Here is a 13,872-nt window from a genome sequence, read left to right on the forward strand (position 1 = left end):
GGCTGGCTCCGCGGCAAGGCCGGAAGCCGCGGGCCGGACGGCGTCCCGCGCCGCGCTGGCAGGCGGCGGCGCGGCGGACAGACGCACGTTCAGACCGGAAACCGCGCCCTGCGCGCCGCCGGCCGGCCACGGCGCGAACAAGGCCAACCCGTGCAAGGCCAGCGACAGCGACAGGCCCAGCAACAGGCGGTCGCCGTCGGACAAGCGCCGGCCCGGCCGCGCCGTCATCGCCGTCCGCCAGGCGTCGCCGTCCGCCAGGCGCGACAACGGCCTGCCCCGGCGTCGCGCGGACGCAGGGGCAGGCCGTGGAATTCCGCTTAGCGGCGCCTGCCTTCATGCGCTCACTTGGCGTTGAGCAGCTTCTCGATATCGTCGCCATCGATCGCGCCCGGCACCAGCTGGCCGTTGGCGAAGATCAGGCCCGGCGTGCCGGTGATGCCCAGCTTCTCGCCCAGCTGCTGAATCTTCTCCAGCGGAGTGTCGCAATTGTCCGGACCGGTCAGCGGCTTGCCGTCGCGCATGAAGCCGGACCAGGCCGCCACTTTGTCGGGCGAGCACCAGATCTGCTTGGACTTGCGCATCGCGTCCGGGTGCAACTGGGACAGCGGGTAGAGGAAGGTGTAGATGGTCACGTTGTCCAGGTTCTTCAGGCCTTCGCGCTCCAGCTTCTTGCAGAACGGGCAGTCCGGATCGGAGAACACCGCCAGCTTGCGCTCGCCCTTGCCGCGCACTTCCTTCAGCGCGTATTCAAACGGCAGCGACTTGAAGTCCACCTTGTTCAGCTCGGCCATTTTCTTCTCGGTCAGGCTTTCCTTCTTCACCGCGTCGATCAGATCGCCGACAAACAGATAGCTGGCGTCGGCGTTGGTGTACACCACCTGCTTATTGTCCACCACCACCTCGAAAATCCCTTTCACCGGGGTGGCGCTCACCGCCTTGACCGGCTTGCCGGGGAAACGGCCTTCAAACGCCTTCTTCACGTCACCGGCGTTGCCGCTGCCGGCGGCTTGCGAGCAAGCGGCCAGCGCCATCATCAGGGAGGCGCCCAGCGCCAGGGACTTCAGGTTCTTCTTCATCAATCTTTATCCTTGAAAGGAGGTTCAGTAACCAATCGCCTGCCGAGCGAATTGCCGCTTCAAAGGCTTCAGGCAATTGGTCAGGTTCAAGCCGGTGTTGCGCAGCCAGGACAGGCCCGGCCCTTGGGCGTGAAACAGCTGGAACAAGCCGTCGCAGCCCAATTGCATGGTTTTCACCGCTTCGCGCCGCCGGCGCTCGTAACGGCGCAGCAGCATCCAGTCTCCGGCGTCGCGTTCGCCGGCCAACAGCGCGGCCAATTGCGCCGCGTCCTGGAAGCCCAGGTTCACCCCCTGGCCGGCCAGGGGATGCACGGTGTGGGCCGCGTCGCCCACCAGGACCACGCGTTCCGCCGCCACCCGCTCCGGCTGGATCAAACGCAGCGGAAACGCCGCCGCGGGGGTGAGGCAGGTCAACTCGCCCAGCTCCCGTCCTCCGGCCGCCGCCACCGTCGCCGCCAGTTGCTCCGGCGGCAGCTCCAGCAAGCGCGAGGGATCAGAAGTTGACCACACCATGGAAATTCGGTTCCCGGCCATGGGCAGCCAGGCCAGGATGCTGTCGCCGGTGAACCATTGCCGCGCCACGCCGCCGTGCGGGCGTTCGCAGTCGAAATTGGCCACCACCCCGCTCTGGCCGTAGGGTTTGACGCTGGCGTTCAAGCCGGCCTGCTCGCGCACCCAGGAGTTGGCGCCGTCGGCGCCGGCCAGCAAGGCGGCGCTCAAGCGGCGGCCGTCTTCCAGCGTCAGCTCCGCGCCCAGCGCGTCGGCGCGCAGCGCCTGCGGCTTGATGCCCGCCAGGCAATCCACGCCGGACGCCGCCAGCCGCCGCCACAAGGCGGCCAGCAGCCAGCGGTTCTCTGCGATCCAGGCCAGCGCCGGCTCGCCGGCGTCGCTGGCGGCGAACTCGATGCGGCCGCCGGCGTCGCCGCGCACGTCCATAGCCTCGATCGCGCCCAGGCGCTCGGCGCCGGGCCAGGCGTCCAGGCTCTCCAGGAAACGGCGATTGGCCGGGCTCACCGCGTAGATGCGCGCGTCCCAGCCCTGGTCCAGGTCCTGAAGCTCGGGCGGCCGTCCTTCGAGCAAGGCCACCCGCTTGCCGGCGCGGTCCAGCGCCAGCGCCAGGCTGGCGCCCACCAGGCCGCCGCCGACCACGATCACGTCGTACTGCAATGCTTTCACATCCGCTCCCATCAGACGCCGAACACCAAATGGCTGGCGAACTTGCGCCGCAGCGGCGGCAGCGCGTCCAGCGCGCTAAGGCCGACACTGCGCATCGCGCTGACCACCGGATGGTGGCCGTCGAACAATTTGATCAAACCGTGGGTGAAGCCCACCACCGCGTGGCTGTCCACCCGCCGCGACGCCGCGTAGGCCGCCAGCGCGGCGGCGTCGCCGGGATCGGACGCGCCGGCCAGCGCCGCGCTGAGGCCGGCGGCGTCGCGCAGGCCCAGATTCAGGCCCTGCGCCGCCACCGGGTGCATGGTTTGCGCGGCGTTGCCTATCATCGCCACCCGGCCGCTGACCACGCGGTTGAGCTGCTTCAACGCCAGCGGAAACGCCGCGCGCGGCCCCACGCTCAGAATGCGGCCTTGCCGCTCGCCGAAAGCCTGCTGCAAGGCGGCGGCCACCTCGGCGTCGTCGGCCGCCTGCAAGCGGGCGGCGTCCTCCGCGCTGCGGGTCCACACCAACATATAAGCGTCGCCGTGCGGCAGCAGGGCCAGCGGTCCGTCATGGGCGAAGCGCTCATAGGCCACGCCCTTGGGCGGCAATTCGGTGCGCACCTCGGCCAGCACCGCGCACTGGCGGTAATCGTGGCTCAGACGCTTGACGCCGGGCAGGCTTTCCGCCAATGCGCCGCCCTCGGCCATCACCGCCAGCCGGCAGGTCAACACGCTCTCGCCGGCGTCCGACTCCACCGTCGCCACCGCGTAATGGCTGAGGCTTTTGACCGCCCGCACCCGGTGCCGCCACAACACGCGCACGCCGGCGCGCTCCAGCGCGCCGCCCAGCGCCGCCACCAGCGCCGGATAATCCACCACCGCGCCCAGGTGCGGCAGGCCCACGTCCTCGCCCTGCAACAGGGTGCGGCCGCAAGCGCCTTGCTGCGACACGTGCACGCTGTCGATCACGGACGCCGGTAAATCCTCCGGCCAGGCGCCGGCTTCGCGCAGCAGCTCGCGGCTGTGCCAGGACAGCGCCAGCGCGCGCGCGTCGCGCACCGCCTCGTCGCGGCCGCGGGCCTCCACCAGCGTCACCTCGCGGCCGGCGCGCGCCAGCCGCAAGGCGGCCAGCGCCCCCACCGGGCCGCCGCCTATGATCACCACGTCCGCATGTTCATTTGTCTGTTGCTGCATTCTGTTTCCTCCTGTTTCCTCGGGACACAGGCTCCGGAATTCAATCCTGATTCATCAGCGCCTCGATCTCGTCGATGCGCTTGGGCACGCCGCCGGTATAGACCTCGCAGCCCTGCTCGGTGATCAGCACATCGTCTTCGATGCGCACGCCGATATGGTGCAGCGCGGCCGGCACTCCGTCCGCCGGGCGGATGTACAAGCCCGGCTCCACCGTCACGCACATGCCGGGCTGGTAAGCGCGCCACAGGCCGTTGCGCTTGCGCGCGCCCACGTCGTGCACGTCCAGGCCGATCAGATGGCCGATGCCGTGCATGTAAAACTGGCGGTAGGCGCCGGATTCGATCACCCCGTCCACGCTGCCTTGCAGCAGCCCCAGGTCCAGCATGCCCTGGGCCAGCACCGCCAGCGCGGAGTCGCCGGACGCGTTCCAGGGCACATTCGGCCCCAAGGCGGCGATGGCCGCCGCCTGCGCCGCCAGCACCACTTCGTAGACGTCGCGCTGCGGGCCGCTGAAACGGCCGTTGATCGGGAAACTGCGGGTGATGTCGCCGGCGTAGCCTTCCAGCTCGCAGCCGGCGTCGATCAACAGCATCTCGCCGTCGCGCAGCAAGCCGTTATTGGCGCAGTAATGCAGGGTGCAGGCATGGGCGCCGCCGGCGACGATGCTTTCGTAGGAAGGCTGGCGCGCGCCGCGGCTGACGAAGGCGTGCAGGATTTCCGCCTCGATCTGATATTCATGCAGGCCGGGCCGGGTGGCGCGCATCGCCTGCACATGGCCGGCGGCGGAAATCTCGCCGGCGCGGCGCAGCAGCGCGATCTCGCTGTCGTCCTTGATCAGGCGCATCTCGTCCAGCAGCGCGTGCACGTCACCGTAGCAGCTGGGCGCCGGCGCGCCGTGATAGGCGCGCTGGCGCAGGCTATCCAGCCAGCCGTTGACGCGCACGTCGAATTTGGCGTCGCGGCCCAGACTCCAGCACAGCCGGCCGCAACCGGACAGCAGCTCCAGCATCCGCGCGTCCAGCTCGGCGACGGGATAAGCCTCGTCGAAGCCGAAAGCCTCCGCCGCCGCCTGCGGCCCGTGGCGGAAGCCTTCCCAGATTTCCATGTCCGGACTCTTGTCGCGGCAGAACAGGATGGACTTGCCGCTGCGCCCGTCCAGCACCAACACCGCTTCCGGCTCGGCGAAACCGGTCAGGTACAGGAAATGGCTGTCCGGGCGATAGGGATAGAAATTATCGGCGTTGCGCACCGCTTCCGGCGCGGTGGGCAGCACCGCGACGGCGTCGCCCAGGGCGGACAGCAGGCGGGCGCGGCGTGCGGCATGAGGCGTGGGCATGGCGGAATCCAGGCAAGGGACCGACGCGGTCGTAAAAGCGGCAGTTTACACCGCCGCCCGCGCCAACCCAAGCCCCGCCGCCGGGCAAGGCCCGGTCCATGCCCGACTCAGCACTCCAAGCCGGTGGCTCGCTGGAAAGCAGTATGTGGGCCGCGAAACCGCTTCTCCGCTTCGAACCAAACAGCAGAGCGGCTTAAGATTCCCCGATGTTCAATTCTCTTGCTCATCTTGCGGCCTCGGAGGCACCCATTCGCCGCCGCGTTGGCCTACGGTTCGGTCGAACTTTTGCTGCCATTCCACCTTGCGGCCATTCTCGATATCGTAGCCATGCTGACGATCGAACTCCCCCTTGTCATTGTTGAAAGTCCAGCGTTCGCCGGTAACAACAAAGGTCGTTTGTGTGGCTCGATAGACCTGGCCATCGGCTACCCACAGTTCGATGTGGCGTTGGTCTTCCAGCGCATCGAGCTCCGGGCGGGGGAAGCCGGCGCTGCCGTCGGGGAGGACGCTGAGTAGATAGCGTCCATCGGTTTTGATACCGAGAATCTTGAGGGGGATGTCGGCGGTGAAGGGGGTAGATTGGGCTTGGAAGTAGCGCGTGTGATTAGTTTTATTTCGATTTTGTTCAGGAAAGTGGACTAGCCAGGACTTCTTACGTCCGTTGGACTCGACATAAAAGCCGCGTATTTCTTTAGGTGGTCCATTTTCGGGCCAATAGCTGAATAGAACAGAACCCATCTCTGTTCTGGTCACTTTCTCGGCAGAGCGGACCTCGGCAACAAAGATGTCCGCCTTGATATAGACCGGCTCCCACAGCGCCTGCTCTATGGTCAGCAGCCGGTTGATCTGACCATCCGCATCCAGGCCGAAGAAATAGATGCCGTTGACCTTGATGCCGAAGCGCTCATAGTCGATGGGGCCAGTGAAGGGTTCGCGCTTAAAGCTGCTACCCTTTCGATAAGCGATTTTTTGGCTTTGATTGATAGCAATCTGGGTGTAGTCGTCTTTGAGTTCTGTGGCCTCCAAACTCAGAACTTCTCCGAGGAAGTAATCCGTAGAAAAGGTTCTAGGGCTTTCACGCACGTAGTAGGGGGTATTGACGTGCAGTCGCACGCCATTGCGGTCGGTGGTGTAGTTGAGGCTCATGGGGAGTATCCAGTTAAATAGTCGTTGGGCGAGCGGGGTGTGATGGACTTGGTAGATAAACAGCGCCATAGGCAGCAGCAATATGAGCAGCAACACGCCGATCAATGAGGCTTTTTGCCAGACTTTCATAACCAGTTCCGTCGCTTTAATTCGTCGCGCGTCATCGCGGTGCGCTCAGCCAATGTGTCGGCATAGTCGGGCTTGATGAGCCGACGCGCGGCGCTGGTGACGGCTGCCACGGCGATACCGGCCCCGCCATAGGCCGCGCCTTTGGCTGCCTCCTTTAGCACCTGGCCGCGCAGCTTGTCGAAGTGGGGGTCGATGTCGGCGTTGAGTAATTCCAGATCAATCAGTTGGCAGTCGTGCAGCAAGAGCCAAATGAAGGTATGGCAATTGTTTTCGCCGAAGCTGTCCAGCCGATAGCTCCAGCGGCCGCCATATTGCTTCTCGTAAGCGGCGGCGAAGGCGCGGATTTCGTCTATCACCTCCGCCTCTGAGCGTTGGTCGGTCAAGCCCAGGTAGAGCGGCTGGACACTGCGGGCGTCCGGGTTGCCGTGGTTCGGGTCGTAGGGGTATGGCTTGTGACCGATGCCGCGACCAGCCAGGAGATCATACTTTTTCTTTTTATTCAGACCTTCTTCATCTGCCCTACGCCTTGCACCCGAATCGCCATTGATGCAGCCCTCAACATCCCACATCGCGCTGAGCTGATCCTTCTTGCTTTCCATGCCTTTGATGTTTTCCGCCGGATACCAGCCATAGCTTTCCTTGGTGTTGGGATCGTTGTGGTCAATTTCCACCCAGTAGTGGCCGGGTGCTCCCTCCCAAAGCGCCCCTCCTTTGTGGGCGATGCCCTTGCCCCAAAACGGAATGCGCTTGAGGCGGACGCGGCTCATTTGGCGCGGAAAATAGATAGCGGTATAGCTGGCCAAGCTGGCGGCCTGGGTCACGCCTTCGCCGGTAATCCAGAAGTCCATGCTTATTCTCCTTGTGGCTCAAACACGATCTTGAGTTGGGATTTGGCTTAGCGACTGTTAATAGCGTTGGAATTGCTCCGGCTCTGTGATCTTGTCTCCCATACCCGCATACAGTTTCTCGCAGGCGAATTTGTGAAACTTGGGGCAGGGAGAGGATGAACCAAATAAGATCGTGGTTGCGGTTCAAAAAAGGTCCAGCACTTTGTCGAGGAAAGGGGAATGAGCTGAACGCGGCCGGCGCACATGGACTCGCCCAGCAAGCGGGAATGGTAATCTGATGGCGATATTGTGGCGGCATGGCGACTTCCCCGGCTGAACACGCGAAGAAGTTGAATACCTTAAGCTGAGAGACAGAGCGGCAATAGAGGATTAATCCTAAATGTCATGAGCAATGCGACCCAAAACCGCCGCCATGCCATGGCGGGGCCTTGTCCGCTTATGCTTTTCGCCATGGTCATCCAAAAAAACGGCGGGGAGCACCCCGCCGCCATGCAAACGCCTACCCAACAAGAATCCGTTCAAAATCCCGCGAGCAAGTGTGAGATCGTCAACACGCTATCAAGTGGCGGGAGACAACAGCCACTCATGCGCCGGGTCGTTGTGGAAGCGCCATTCGCGGCGCGGCCCGGCCATCACGTTGAGGTAGTAGGATTCATAGCCGTGCGGCACGCACACCGGATGATAGCCGCGCGGCACCAGCATCACGTCGCCGTCCTCCACCGCGTGCGACTGGTCCAGATCGCGCTCGTCGGTGTAGACGCGCTGGAACACGAAGCCCTGCGCCGGGCTCACCCGGTGGTAATAGGTTTCCTCCAGCTGGCTTTCCGCCGGCAGCGCGTCGCGGTCGTGCTTGTGCGGCGGATAGCTGGACGAATGACCGGACGGGGTGCGCACTTCCACCACCAGCAGGCCGTCCGCCTCCGCCTGCTGCGGCAGGATGTCGGTGACGTAGCGGGTGTTGCTCCCCTGCCCGCGCACGCTCTGCGCCATGTCTTGCGGCCGGATCAGCCGCGGCGGCCGGGTCAGCGGCCGGCCCGGCGCCGAACACAAAGCCACTTCGGCCGCGCCGCGGGCGACGATGCGCAACGCACAGCCGGCGGGAATATAGGCCGCCCACGGCGCTTGCCCGTCGAACACATCGGCGCGGCCGCCCACGCCCGGCCAGCGCTGTTCGCCGGCGATGAGGTCGACGACGCCGGCCAGCACCACCACGCAGCATTCCCGCTCCGCTTGCAGCCAGTCCTCGACTTCGCCGTCGGCCAGGCGCAAGGCGCGGAAACCGACATGGCGCCAGCCGGCGGAGGCCGGGGTGATGTCGGCGGCGACGCGGCCGGCCGTCGCCTTGACGCGCAAATCAGGCTGATTCATGCGCAGCTCCTTTCCGGCGCGCCGGCGCGGATGGCGGCCACCAGCCCGGCCAGGGTGCGGAAGCCCAGCTCGGCGTAGCGGTAGCTGGGCGCCACCACCGGGTCCTGCTCCGCCTCCACCACCAGCCAGCCGCGATAGCCGTGCTCGGCCAGCATGCGCAGCAGGGCTTCGAAATCGATGACGCCGTCGCCGGGCACGGTGAACACGCCGTTTAGCACCGACTCCAGAAAGCTCCAGCCGCGGTTGCGCGCCAGCCGCGCCACCTGCGGGCGGATATCCTTGCAATGGACATGGACCACGCGGCCGATATGGCGGCGCAGCACCGCCAGCGGTTCGCCGCCGGCGAAGGCGATGTGGCCGCTGTCGAACAGCAGGCCCACTTCCGGGCCGGTGACCGCCATCAGCGCGTCCACATCGTCCGGGGTTTCGACGTAGGCGCCCATATGGTGATGGTAGGCCAGCGTCAGGCCGTGGCTTTGCAGATGGCGGCCGAAGGCGTTCAGCCGCTCGCCGTAATCGCGCCATTGCCGCTCCGAGCCAAAGCGCGGACGCTGGCTCAAGGGCCGCGGCTGGCCCTGTATCGCCTGGGCCACTTCGCCGTAGACCATCACCCGGCAGCCGCTGGCGGCCAACAGCCGCAGATGCGGCTCCGCCGCGGCGATTTCCTCATCCGCGCCGCGCTCGGCCAGACGGCCGGAATGCCAGCCGGACACGCATTGCAGGCCGTGCGGTGCCAGCGCCGCCGCCAGCGCTTCCGGCTGGCGCGGGAATTTATTGCCCAGCTCAAAACCGCGGTAGCCGATGGCCGCGCCTTCGGCCAGCGCCTGTTCCAGCGAGATCTCGCCGCCCAGCGACGGCAGGTCGTCATTGCTCCAGGAAATCGGATTGATGCCGATTTTCACGTCGAATGTCTGCATAGTGCCCTCATTCAAAAACTCGCCACGAAATCCACGAAAAAACATGAAAGCAAGAGTAAGGAAAAACCGACTTAGCCACGGAAACACACGGAAGAACACGGAAAAAGGCGTATTTTTGCCACGAAGTCCATGAAATGACACGCAGGCTACGTTTGTATTCGCGATGTGCTTACTCTGTGTGTTTCCGTGGTAAAGGGGATTTAAAACGGTGCACACCGCAGCACTGACGATTTCGTGTTTTCCATGGGTTTCGTGGCTAAAACCCCAAAACGCTGACCACGAACCCCAGGAAACGATAAACAAGCTACGTTTGTATCCATGCTGTCGTCTTTTTCCGTGTCCTTTCGTGTGTTTCCGTGGCAAAAAAGATTTTCCTGGCTAGAAGCTAAGCCCTGGCCCGCAGGCGCTCCTCATATTCACGCCGCGCGGCGCGCACCTCGGCCCGTTCCGATACCTCCGGCACCGCCACTTCCCACCAGCAGCCGCCGGCCTCGGTGGTGCGCGCCGGGTCGGTGTCGATCACGATCAGATAGCTGCGTTCCGCGGCGCGGGCGCGGACCAGCGCCGCCTCCAGGCCGGCGATGTCGGCCACGTGCTCGGCCTCGGCGCCCAGCGCGCGGGCATGGGCGGCGAAGTCCACCCGCGGCGCGCCGTGGCGGCCCTGGCGGCAGTCGTCCAGCAAATTGTTGAACGGCGCGCCGCCGCAGGCCTGCTGCAAGCGGTTGATGCAGCCGTAGCCGCGGTTGTCCAGCAGCACCACGATCAGTTTGCGGTCCAGCATCACCGAGGTGGCCAACTCGCTATTCATCATCAGATAGCTGCCGTCGCCCACCATCACGATGACTTCGCGCTCCGGCCGCGCCATCTTCACGCCCAGGCCGCCGGCGATTTCATAGCCCATGCAGGAATAGCCGTATTCCAGGTGGTAGCCGCCCGGCGTCGCCGCGCGCCACAGCTTGTGCAGCTCGGCCGGCAGGGTGCCGGCGGCGCAGACCACGATGTCGTCGCGCTCGGAGCCGGGGTGGCGCTGTACCGCGCCGATCACCTCGCCTTCATAAGGAAGACAAGGCAGGCCGTGAGGCTGTCGCTGGCCGGTGACGCGCGCCGTCTCCGCGCGCCAGTCCTCGGCCAGCGCGCGCGCCTCGGCGCTCCAGCCGGCGTCGGCGCTCCAGCCGTCCAGCCGCGCCGACAGCGCGTCCAGGCATAGCGCGGCGTCGCCGCTCAGGGCCACGGCGTCGGCCTTGATCCCGTCCAGCGCATTGACGTTGACGCTGAGCAACCGCGCCTGGCGGAACAGCTGCCCGGAGCCGGTGCTGAAGTCCTGCAAGCGGCTGCCCAGCGCCAGCACCAGGTCGGCCCGTTCCGCCAGCCGGTTGGCGGCCGGCGAGCCGGTGACGCCTATCGCGCCCAGTTGCAGCGGGTGGTCCCAGGACAAGGCGCTCTTGCCGGCCTGGGTCTCGGCCACCGGCGCGCCGTGGCGCTCGGCGAAGGCGCGCAAGGCCGCCGCGCCGCCGGCGCTGTAGAGCACGCCGCCGCCGGCCACGATCAGCGGCCGCCGCGCGGCGGCCAGCGCCCGCGCCGCCCGCTCCAGCGCGTCCGGTTCCGGCGGCGGCGCGGCGATGCGCCACAGCCGCGGCCGGAACCAGTCGGCCGGATAATCCCAGGCCATGGTCTGCACGTCCTGCGGCAGCGCCAGCGTGGCCGGCCCGCATTGCGCCGGATCGGTCAGCACCGCCAGCGCGCGCGGCAAGGCCGTGAGCAGCTGCGCCGGGTGGACGATGCGGTCGAAATAGCGCGACACCGGCCGCAGGCAGTCGTTGACCGACAGCGTGCCGTCCTGCGGCGCTTCCAGTTGCTGCAGCACCGGGTCCGGCGCGCGCGACACGAACACGTCGCCGGGCAAGAGCAGCAAGGGCAGCCGGTTAACGTGGGCCAGCGCCGCGGCGGTGACCAGATTGGTGGCGCCGGGGCCGATGGAGCTGCTCACCGCCATCATCCGGCGGCGGAAATGGGCTTTGGCGTAGGCGATGGCGGCGTGGGCCATGCCCTGCTCATTGTGGGCGCGCCAAGTGGGCAGGCTGTCGCCGGCCTGCTGCAGCGCCTCGCCCAGACCGGCGACATTGCCGTGGCCGAAGATGGCCCACACACCGGCGAACAGCGGCACCTCCTCGCCGTCCAGTTCCACCCGCTGCGCGGCCAGGTAGCGCACCAGCGCCTGGGCCATAGTCAAACGGATCGTGCTCATGCTCATTCCTTATAAAATCAGCGCGGCTTTTCTTGCCACGGAACCCACGAAACCATTTATTAGCCACGGAAACACACGGAAGCACACCGACAATGCCAAAAACGATGACTGCATTTGTGTCACTCCCTGAGCTGCATGACAAAAATCGGGTCAAACACGGCGTTCTTCCTTGTGTTTCCGTGGCTCAAAACCCAAAACGCCAACCGCGAAACCCACGAAACAGCACGCAAGCCACCTTTGTATCTACGCTGTCTTTTTCCGTGTCCTTCCGTGTGTTTCCGTGGCAAGAATTAGTCGGCGTTTTTCCGTGGATGTTGTGACTCAAGCGCCAACGCCCTCTCCTCGCGCCACACCGCCACCAGCTCGGCGAAGCGCGCGCCGGCCTCGGCCACCAGGCCGGCGTCGTCGATCTCGCCGGCCAGCCAGCGTTCCGCCGGCCGCTGGAACAGGCTGCGACCCACCATGAAGCCGCGGCAGCTGCGGCTGGCGCGCGCGGCGGCGAAGCCCTGGCGCAGCGCGTCCAAGGGCGCGTTCAGCCCCAGCAGCACCACGCCGCGGCAATAGGGATCGCGCTCGGCGATCAGTGCGTCCAGAGCCGGCCATTGCGCGGCGGCGGGCGGCTCCAGTTTCCACCAGTCTGGATAAACGCCCAGGTTGTACAGGCGCTTGAGCGCGCGGTAGACGGTGTCGTCGGCGCGCGGCAAATCCTTGGACGGGATGATTTCCAGCAGCAATTCGTGGCCGCTGGCCTGGGCGGCGTCATAGAGCGCGCGGACCTGCGCCTCCTGCTCCAGCCGGTTGTCCAGCTCATCGTCCGGGTGGTACTGGACCAGGCATTTGATCGCCTGCTCGCGCGGCCAGGCGTTCAAGGCGCCGGCCATCGCGCGGCCTTGCTCAAACACCAGCGGATGGGAGCCGGGCAGCTCCACCGGCCGGCCCACCCACCAGCCGCGGCCGGTGGCGGCGGACAGCGCGTCGGCGCCGTAGCGCTCGTCGATCAACACCCCCACCCGCCCGTGCAGATCCAGCCGCTGCTCGACGTCGGCCACCGCTTGCACCAGCAGTTGCTTCAAACGCGGCAGCCGCGCCTCGTCCGCGCCCGCCGCGCGCGCCAGTTCAAAGAACTGGCTGCGGTGGTCGAAGGCGAACACGCACAATTCGTCCCAGCGCGGCCGCGCCGCGCTGACCCGATGCAGCCGGCTCAAGGCCGCGTCCTCGCCCGGCCGCCGCATCGGCTCGGCGAGAAAGCGCTCCAGTTCGGCCGGGGTCGGCATCGCCGGCGCGCAGCCGTGGCGCGACACCACCAGCGCGCCGCAGGCGTTGGCGCGGCGGCAGCATTCGGCGTAGTCGCCGCCGCGCAGCCAGGCGGACAGGAAGCCGGCCAGGAAGGCGTCGCCGGCGCCCAGCACGTTCATCACCTCCACTGGCGCGCCGGCCACGCTGAAGGCGTCCTCGATGCGCGCCGGCACCGCGTCGGGAATCACCGCGCAGCCCAAGGGCCCCAACTTGACCACCAGCACCGCCCGGCTCAGTGCGCGCACCCGGGCCAAGGCCGGCATCAGCTCGGCCGCGCCGCCGGCGATCAGGAACTCCTCCTCGGTGCCGACGATGAGGTCGAACTCGGGGAGCAGGCTCTGCAAATGAGTGCTGACCTCCTCGCTGGCGATGTAGCGGGTTTCGCCGTCGCCGCGGCCGGCCAGGCCCCACAGCACCGGCCGGTAGTCGATGTCCAGCACCGTGCGCGCGTCGTGGCGGCGCGCGTATTGCAGCGCGCGGCGGCTGGCCGCCTCCACCCCGGGCCGGGACAGATGGGTGCCGGTGATCAGCAAGGCCTGGCTGCCGGCGATGAAATCCTCGTCGATGTCCTCGGCGCCGAGCGCCATGTCGGCGCAGTTTTCGCGGTAGAACAGCAGAGGGAAGGTGTCGCGGTCCTTGATGCCCAGCAGGGTCAGGGCGGTCAGCCGCTCCGGATCCACCCTCACCTGGCTGACGTCGCAGCCTTCGGCGCTCAGGGTCTTGAGCAGGAAGCGGCCCATCTGTTCGTCGCCGACGCGGGACAGCATCGCCGATTTCAAACCCAGCCGGGCCGCGCCGAAGGCGATGTTGGCGGAGGAGCCGCCCAGGTATTTGGCGAAGCTGGCCGCGTCTTCCAGCGGCGCGCCCAGCTGCTGCGCGTACAGGTCCACCGCCAGCCGGCCCAGGCAGACCAGGTCGCGGTCGCGGCCGCTGGCGAAACGGGTGGTGTTTTGCATTCATCCTCCTTCGAAAGCTTGATTGGCCACGGAATACATAAAGAGACATCAGCAGGCATTTTTAGCCACGGAAACACACGGAAATACACTGACAAACCCAACAAAACCTTGGGGGTTCTTTAACTTGGAGGTCCTAGTTGGCGCTATTCGTTTTCCGCTTTTTTCCGTGTGCTTCCGTGTATTTCCGTGGCTCAAAATCCAAAA

The 13,872-nt window shown here is 66.2% G+C and carries 11 protein-coding genes; all 11 read right to left on the reverse strand.

Features of this window, described 5'->3' with window-relative positions; translation table 11 throughout:
• Positions 1-267 (reverse strand): hypothetical protein (locus DB032_RS24170; RefSeq protein ID WP_158274309.1); only part of this gene is annotated, 267 nt, incomplete at its 3' end.
• Between the two features lie 74 nt (positions 268-341).
• A complete protein-coding gene (locus DB032_RS14230) occupies positions 342-1,076 on the reverse strand; it encodes a thioredoxin fold domain-containing protein (protein ID WP_107800060.1) in 735 nt (244 codons plus the stop codon).
• Between the two features lie 24 nt (positions 1,077-1,100).
• A complete protein-coding gene (locus DB032_RS14235) occupies positions 1,101-2,252 on the reverse strand; it encodes a UbiH/UbiF family hydroxylase (protein ID WP_227104223.1) in 1,152 nt (383 codons plus the stop codon).
• An 11-nt stretch (positions 2,253-2,263) separates the two neighbouring features.
• Positions 2,264-3,427, reverse strand: coding sequence for an FAD-dependent oxidoreductase (locus tag DB032_RS14240; protein ID WP_107800062.1), 1,164 nt, complete (start codon positions 3,425-3,427; stop codon positions 2,264-2,266).
• Between the two features lie 40 nt (positions 3,428-3,467).
• Positions 3,468-4,763, reverse strand: coding sequence for an aminopeptidase P N-terminal domain-containing protein (locus DB032_RS14245; protein WP_107800063.1), 1,296 nt, complete (start codon positions 4,761-4,763; stop codon positions 3,468-3,470).
• Positions 4,764-4,973: 210 nt separating this feature from the next.
• Positions 4,974-6,038, reverse strand: a complete 1,065-nt coding sequence (locus DB032_RS14250) for a hypothetical protein (protein ID WP_107800064.1) — start codon at positions 6,036-6,038, stop codon at positions 4,974-4,976.
• Positions 6,035-6,886 carry a hypothetical protein gene (locus DB032_RS14255; RefSeq protein ID WP_107800065.1) on the reverse strand — a complete coding sequence of 284 codons (852 nt, stop codon included), beginning with the start codon at positions 6,884-6,886 and terminating at the stop codon, positions 6,035-6,037. The genes DB032_RS14250 and DB032_RS14255 overlap by 4 nt, the downstream gene beginning before the upstream one ends.
• Before the next feature lie 558 nt (positions 6,887-7,444).
• On the reverse strand, positions 7,445-8,254 hold the full coding sequence (iolB, locus tag DB032_RS14260) for a 5-deoxy-glucuronate isomerase (RefSeq protein ID WP_107800066.1): 810 nt from the start codon (positions 8,252-8,254) through the stop codon (positions 7,445-7,447).
• The gene (gene iolE / locus DB032_RS14265) at positions 8,251-9,171 is read right to left on the reverse strand and encodes a myo-inosose-2 dehydratase (protein ID WP_107800067.1); all 921 of its coding nucleotides are present in this window, start codon (positions 9,169-9,171) and stop codon (positions 8,251-8,253) included. The genes iolB and iolE overlap by 4 nt, the downstream gene beginning before the upstream one ends.
• 385 nt (positions 9,172-9,556) lie before the next feature.
• Complete coding sequence (gene iolD, locus DB032_RS14270) at positions 9,557-11,416, reverse strand: 3D-(3,5/4)-trihydroxycyclohexane-1,2-dione acylhydrolase (decyclizing) (RefSeq protein WP_199225906.1); 1,860 nt, start codon at positions 11,414-11,416, stop codon at positions 9,557-9,559.
• Between the two features lie 290 nt (positions 11,417-11,706).
• Positions 11,707-13,668, reverse strand: coding sequence for a 5-dehydro-2-deoxygluconokinase (gene iolC, locus DB032_RS14275; protein WP_107800069.1), 1,962 nt, complete (start codon positions 13,666-13,668; stop codon positions 11,707-11,709).
• Positions 13,669-13,872: the final 204 nt, after the last annotated feature.

The organism is Chromobacterium sp. Panama (genome assembly GCF_003052555.1).
In the GTDB taxonomy this organism is placed as follows: Bacteria; Pseudomonadota; Gammaproteobacteria; order Burkholderiales; family Chromobacteriaceae; genus Chromobacterium.

Excerpts from the sequence above, each read along its gene's own strand:
- DB032_RS14230 (WP_107800060.1), bottom strand. The coding sequence starts at position 1,076 with ATGAAGAAGAACCTGAAGTCCCTGGCGCTGGGCGCCTCCCTGATGATG.
- DB032_RS14255 (WP_107800065.1), bottom strand. The coding sequence starts at position 6,886 with ATGGACTTCTGGATTACCGGCGAAGGCGTGACCCAGGCCGCCAGCTTG.
- iolD (WP_199225906.1), bottom strand. The coding sequence starts at position 11,416 with ATGAGCACGATCCGTTTGACTATGGCCCAGGCGCTGGTGCGCTACCTG.
- iolE (WP_107800067.1), bottom strand. The coding sequence starts at position 9,171 with ATGCAGACATTCGACGTGAAAATCGGCATCAATCCGATTTCCTGGAGC.
- iolB (WP_107800066.1), bottom strand. The coding sequence starts at position 8,254 with ATGAATCAGCCTGATTTGCGCGTCAAGGCGACGGCCGGCCGCGTCGCC.
- DB032_RS14240 (WP_107800062.1), bottom strand. The coding sequence starts at position 3,427 with ATGCAGCAACAGACAAATGAACATGCGGACGTGGTGATCATAGGCGGC.
- DB032_RS14250 (WP_107800064.1), bottom strand. The coding sequence starts at position 6,038 with ATGAAAGTCTGGCAAAAAGCCTCATTGATCGGCGTGTTGCTGCTCATA.
- iolC (WP_107800069.1), bottom strand. The coding sequence starts at position 13,668 with ATGCAAAACACCACCCGTTTCGCCAGCGGCCGCGACCGCGACCTGGTC.
- DB032_RS14245 (WP_107800063.1), bottom strand. The coding sequence starts at position 4,763 with ATGCCCACGCCTCATGCCGCACGCCGCGCCCGCCTGCTGTCCGCCCTG.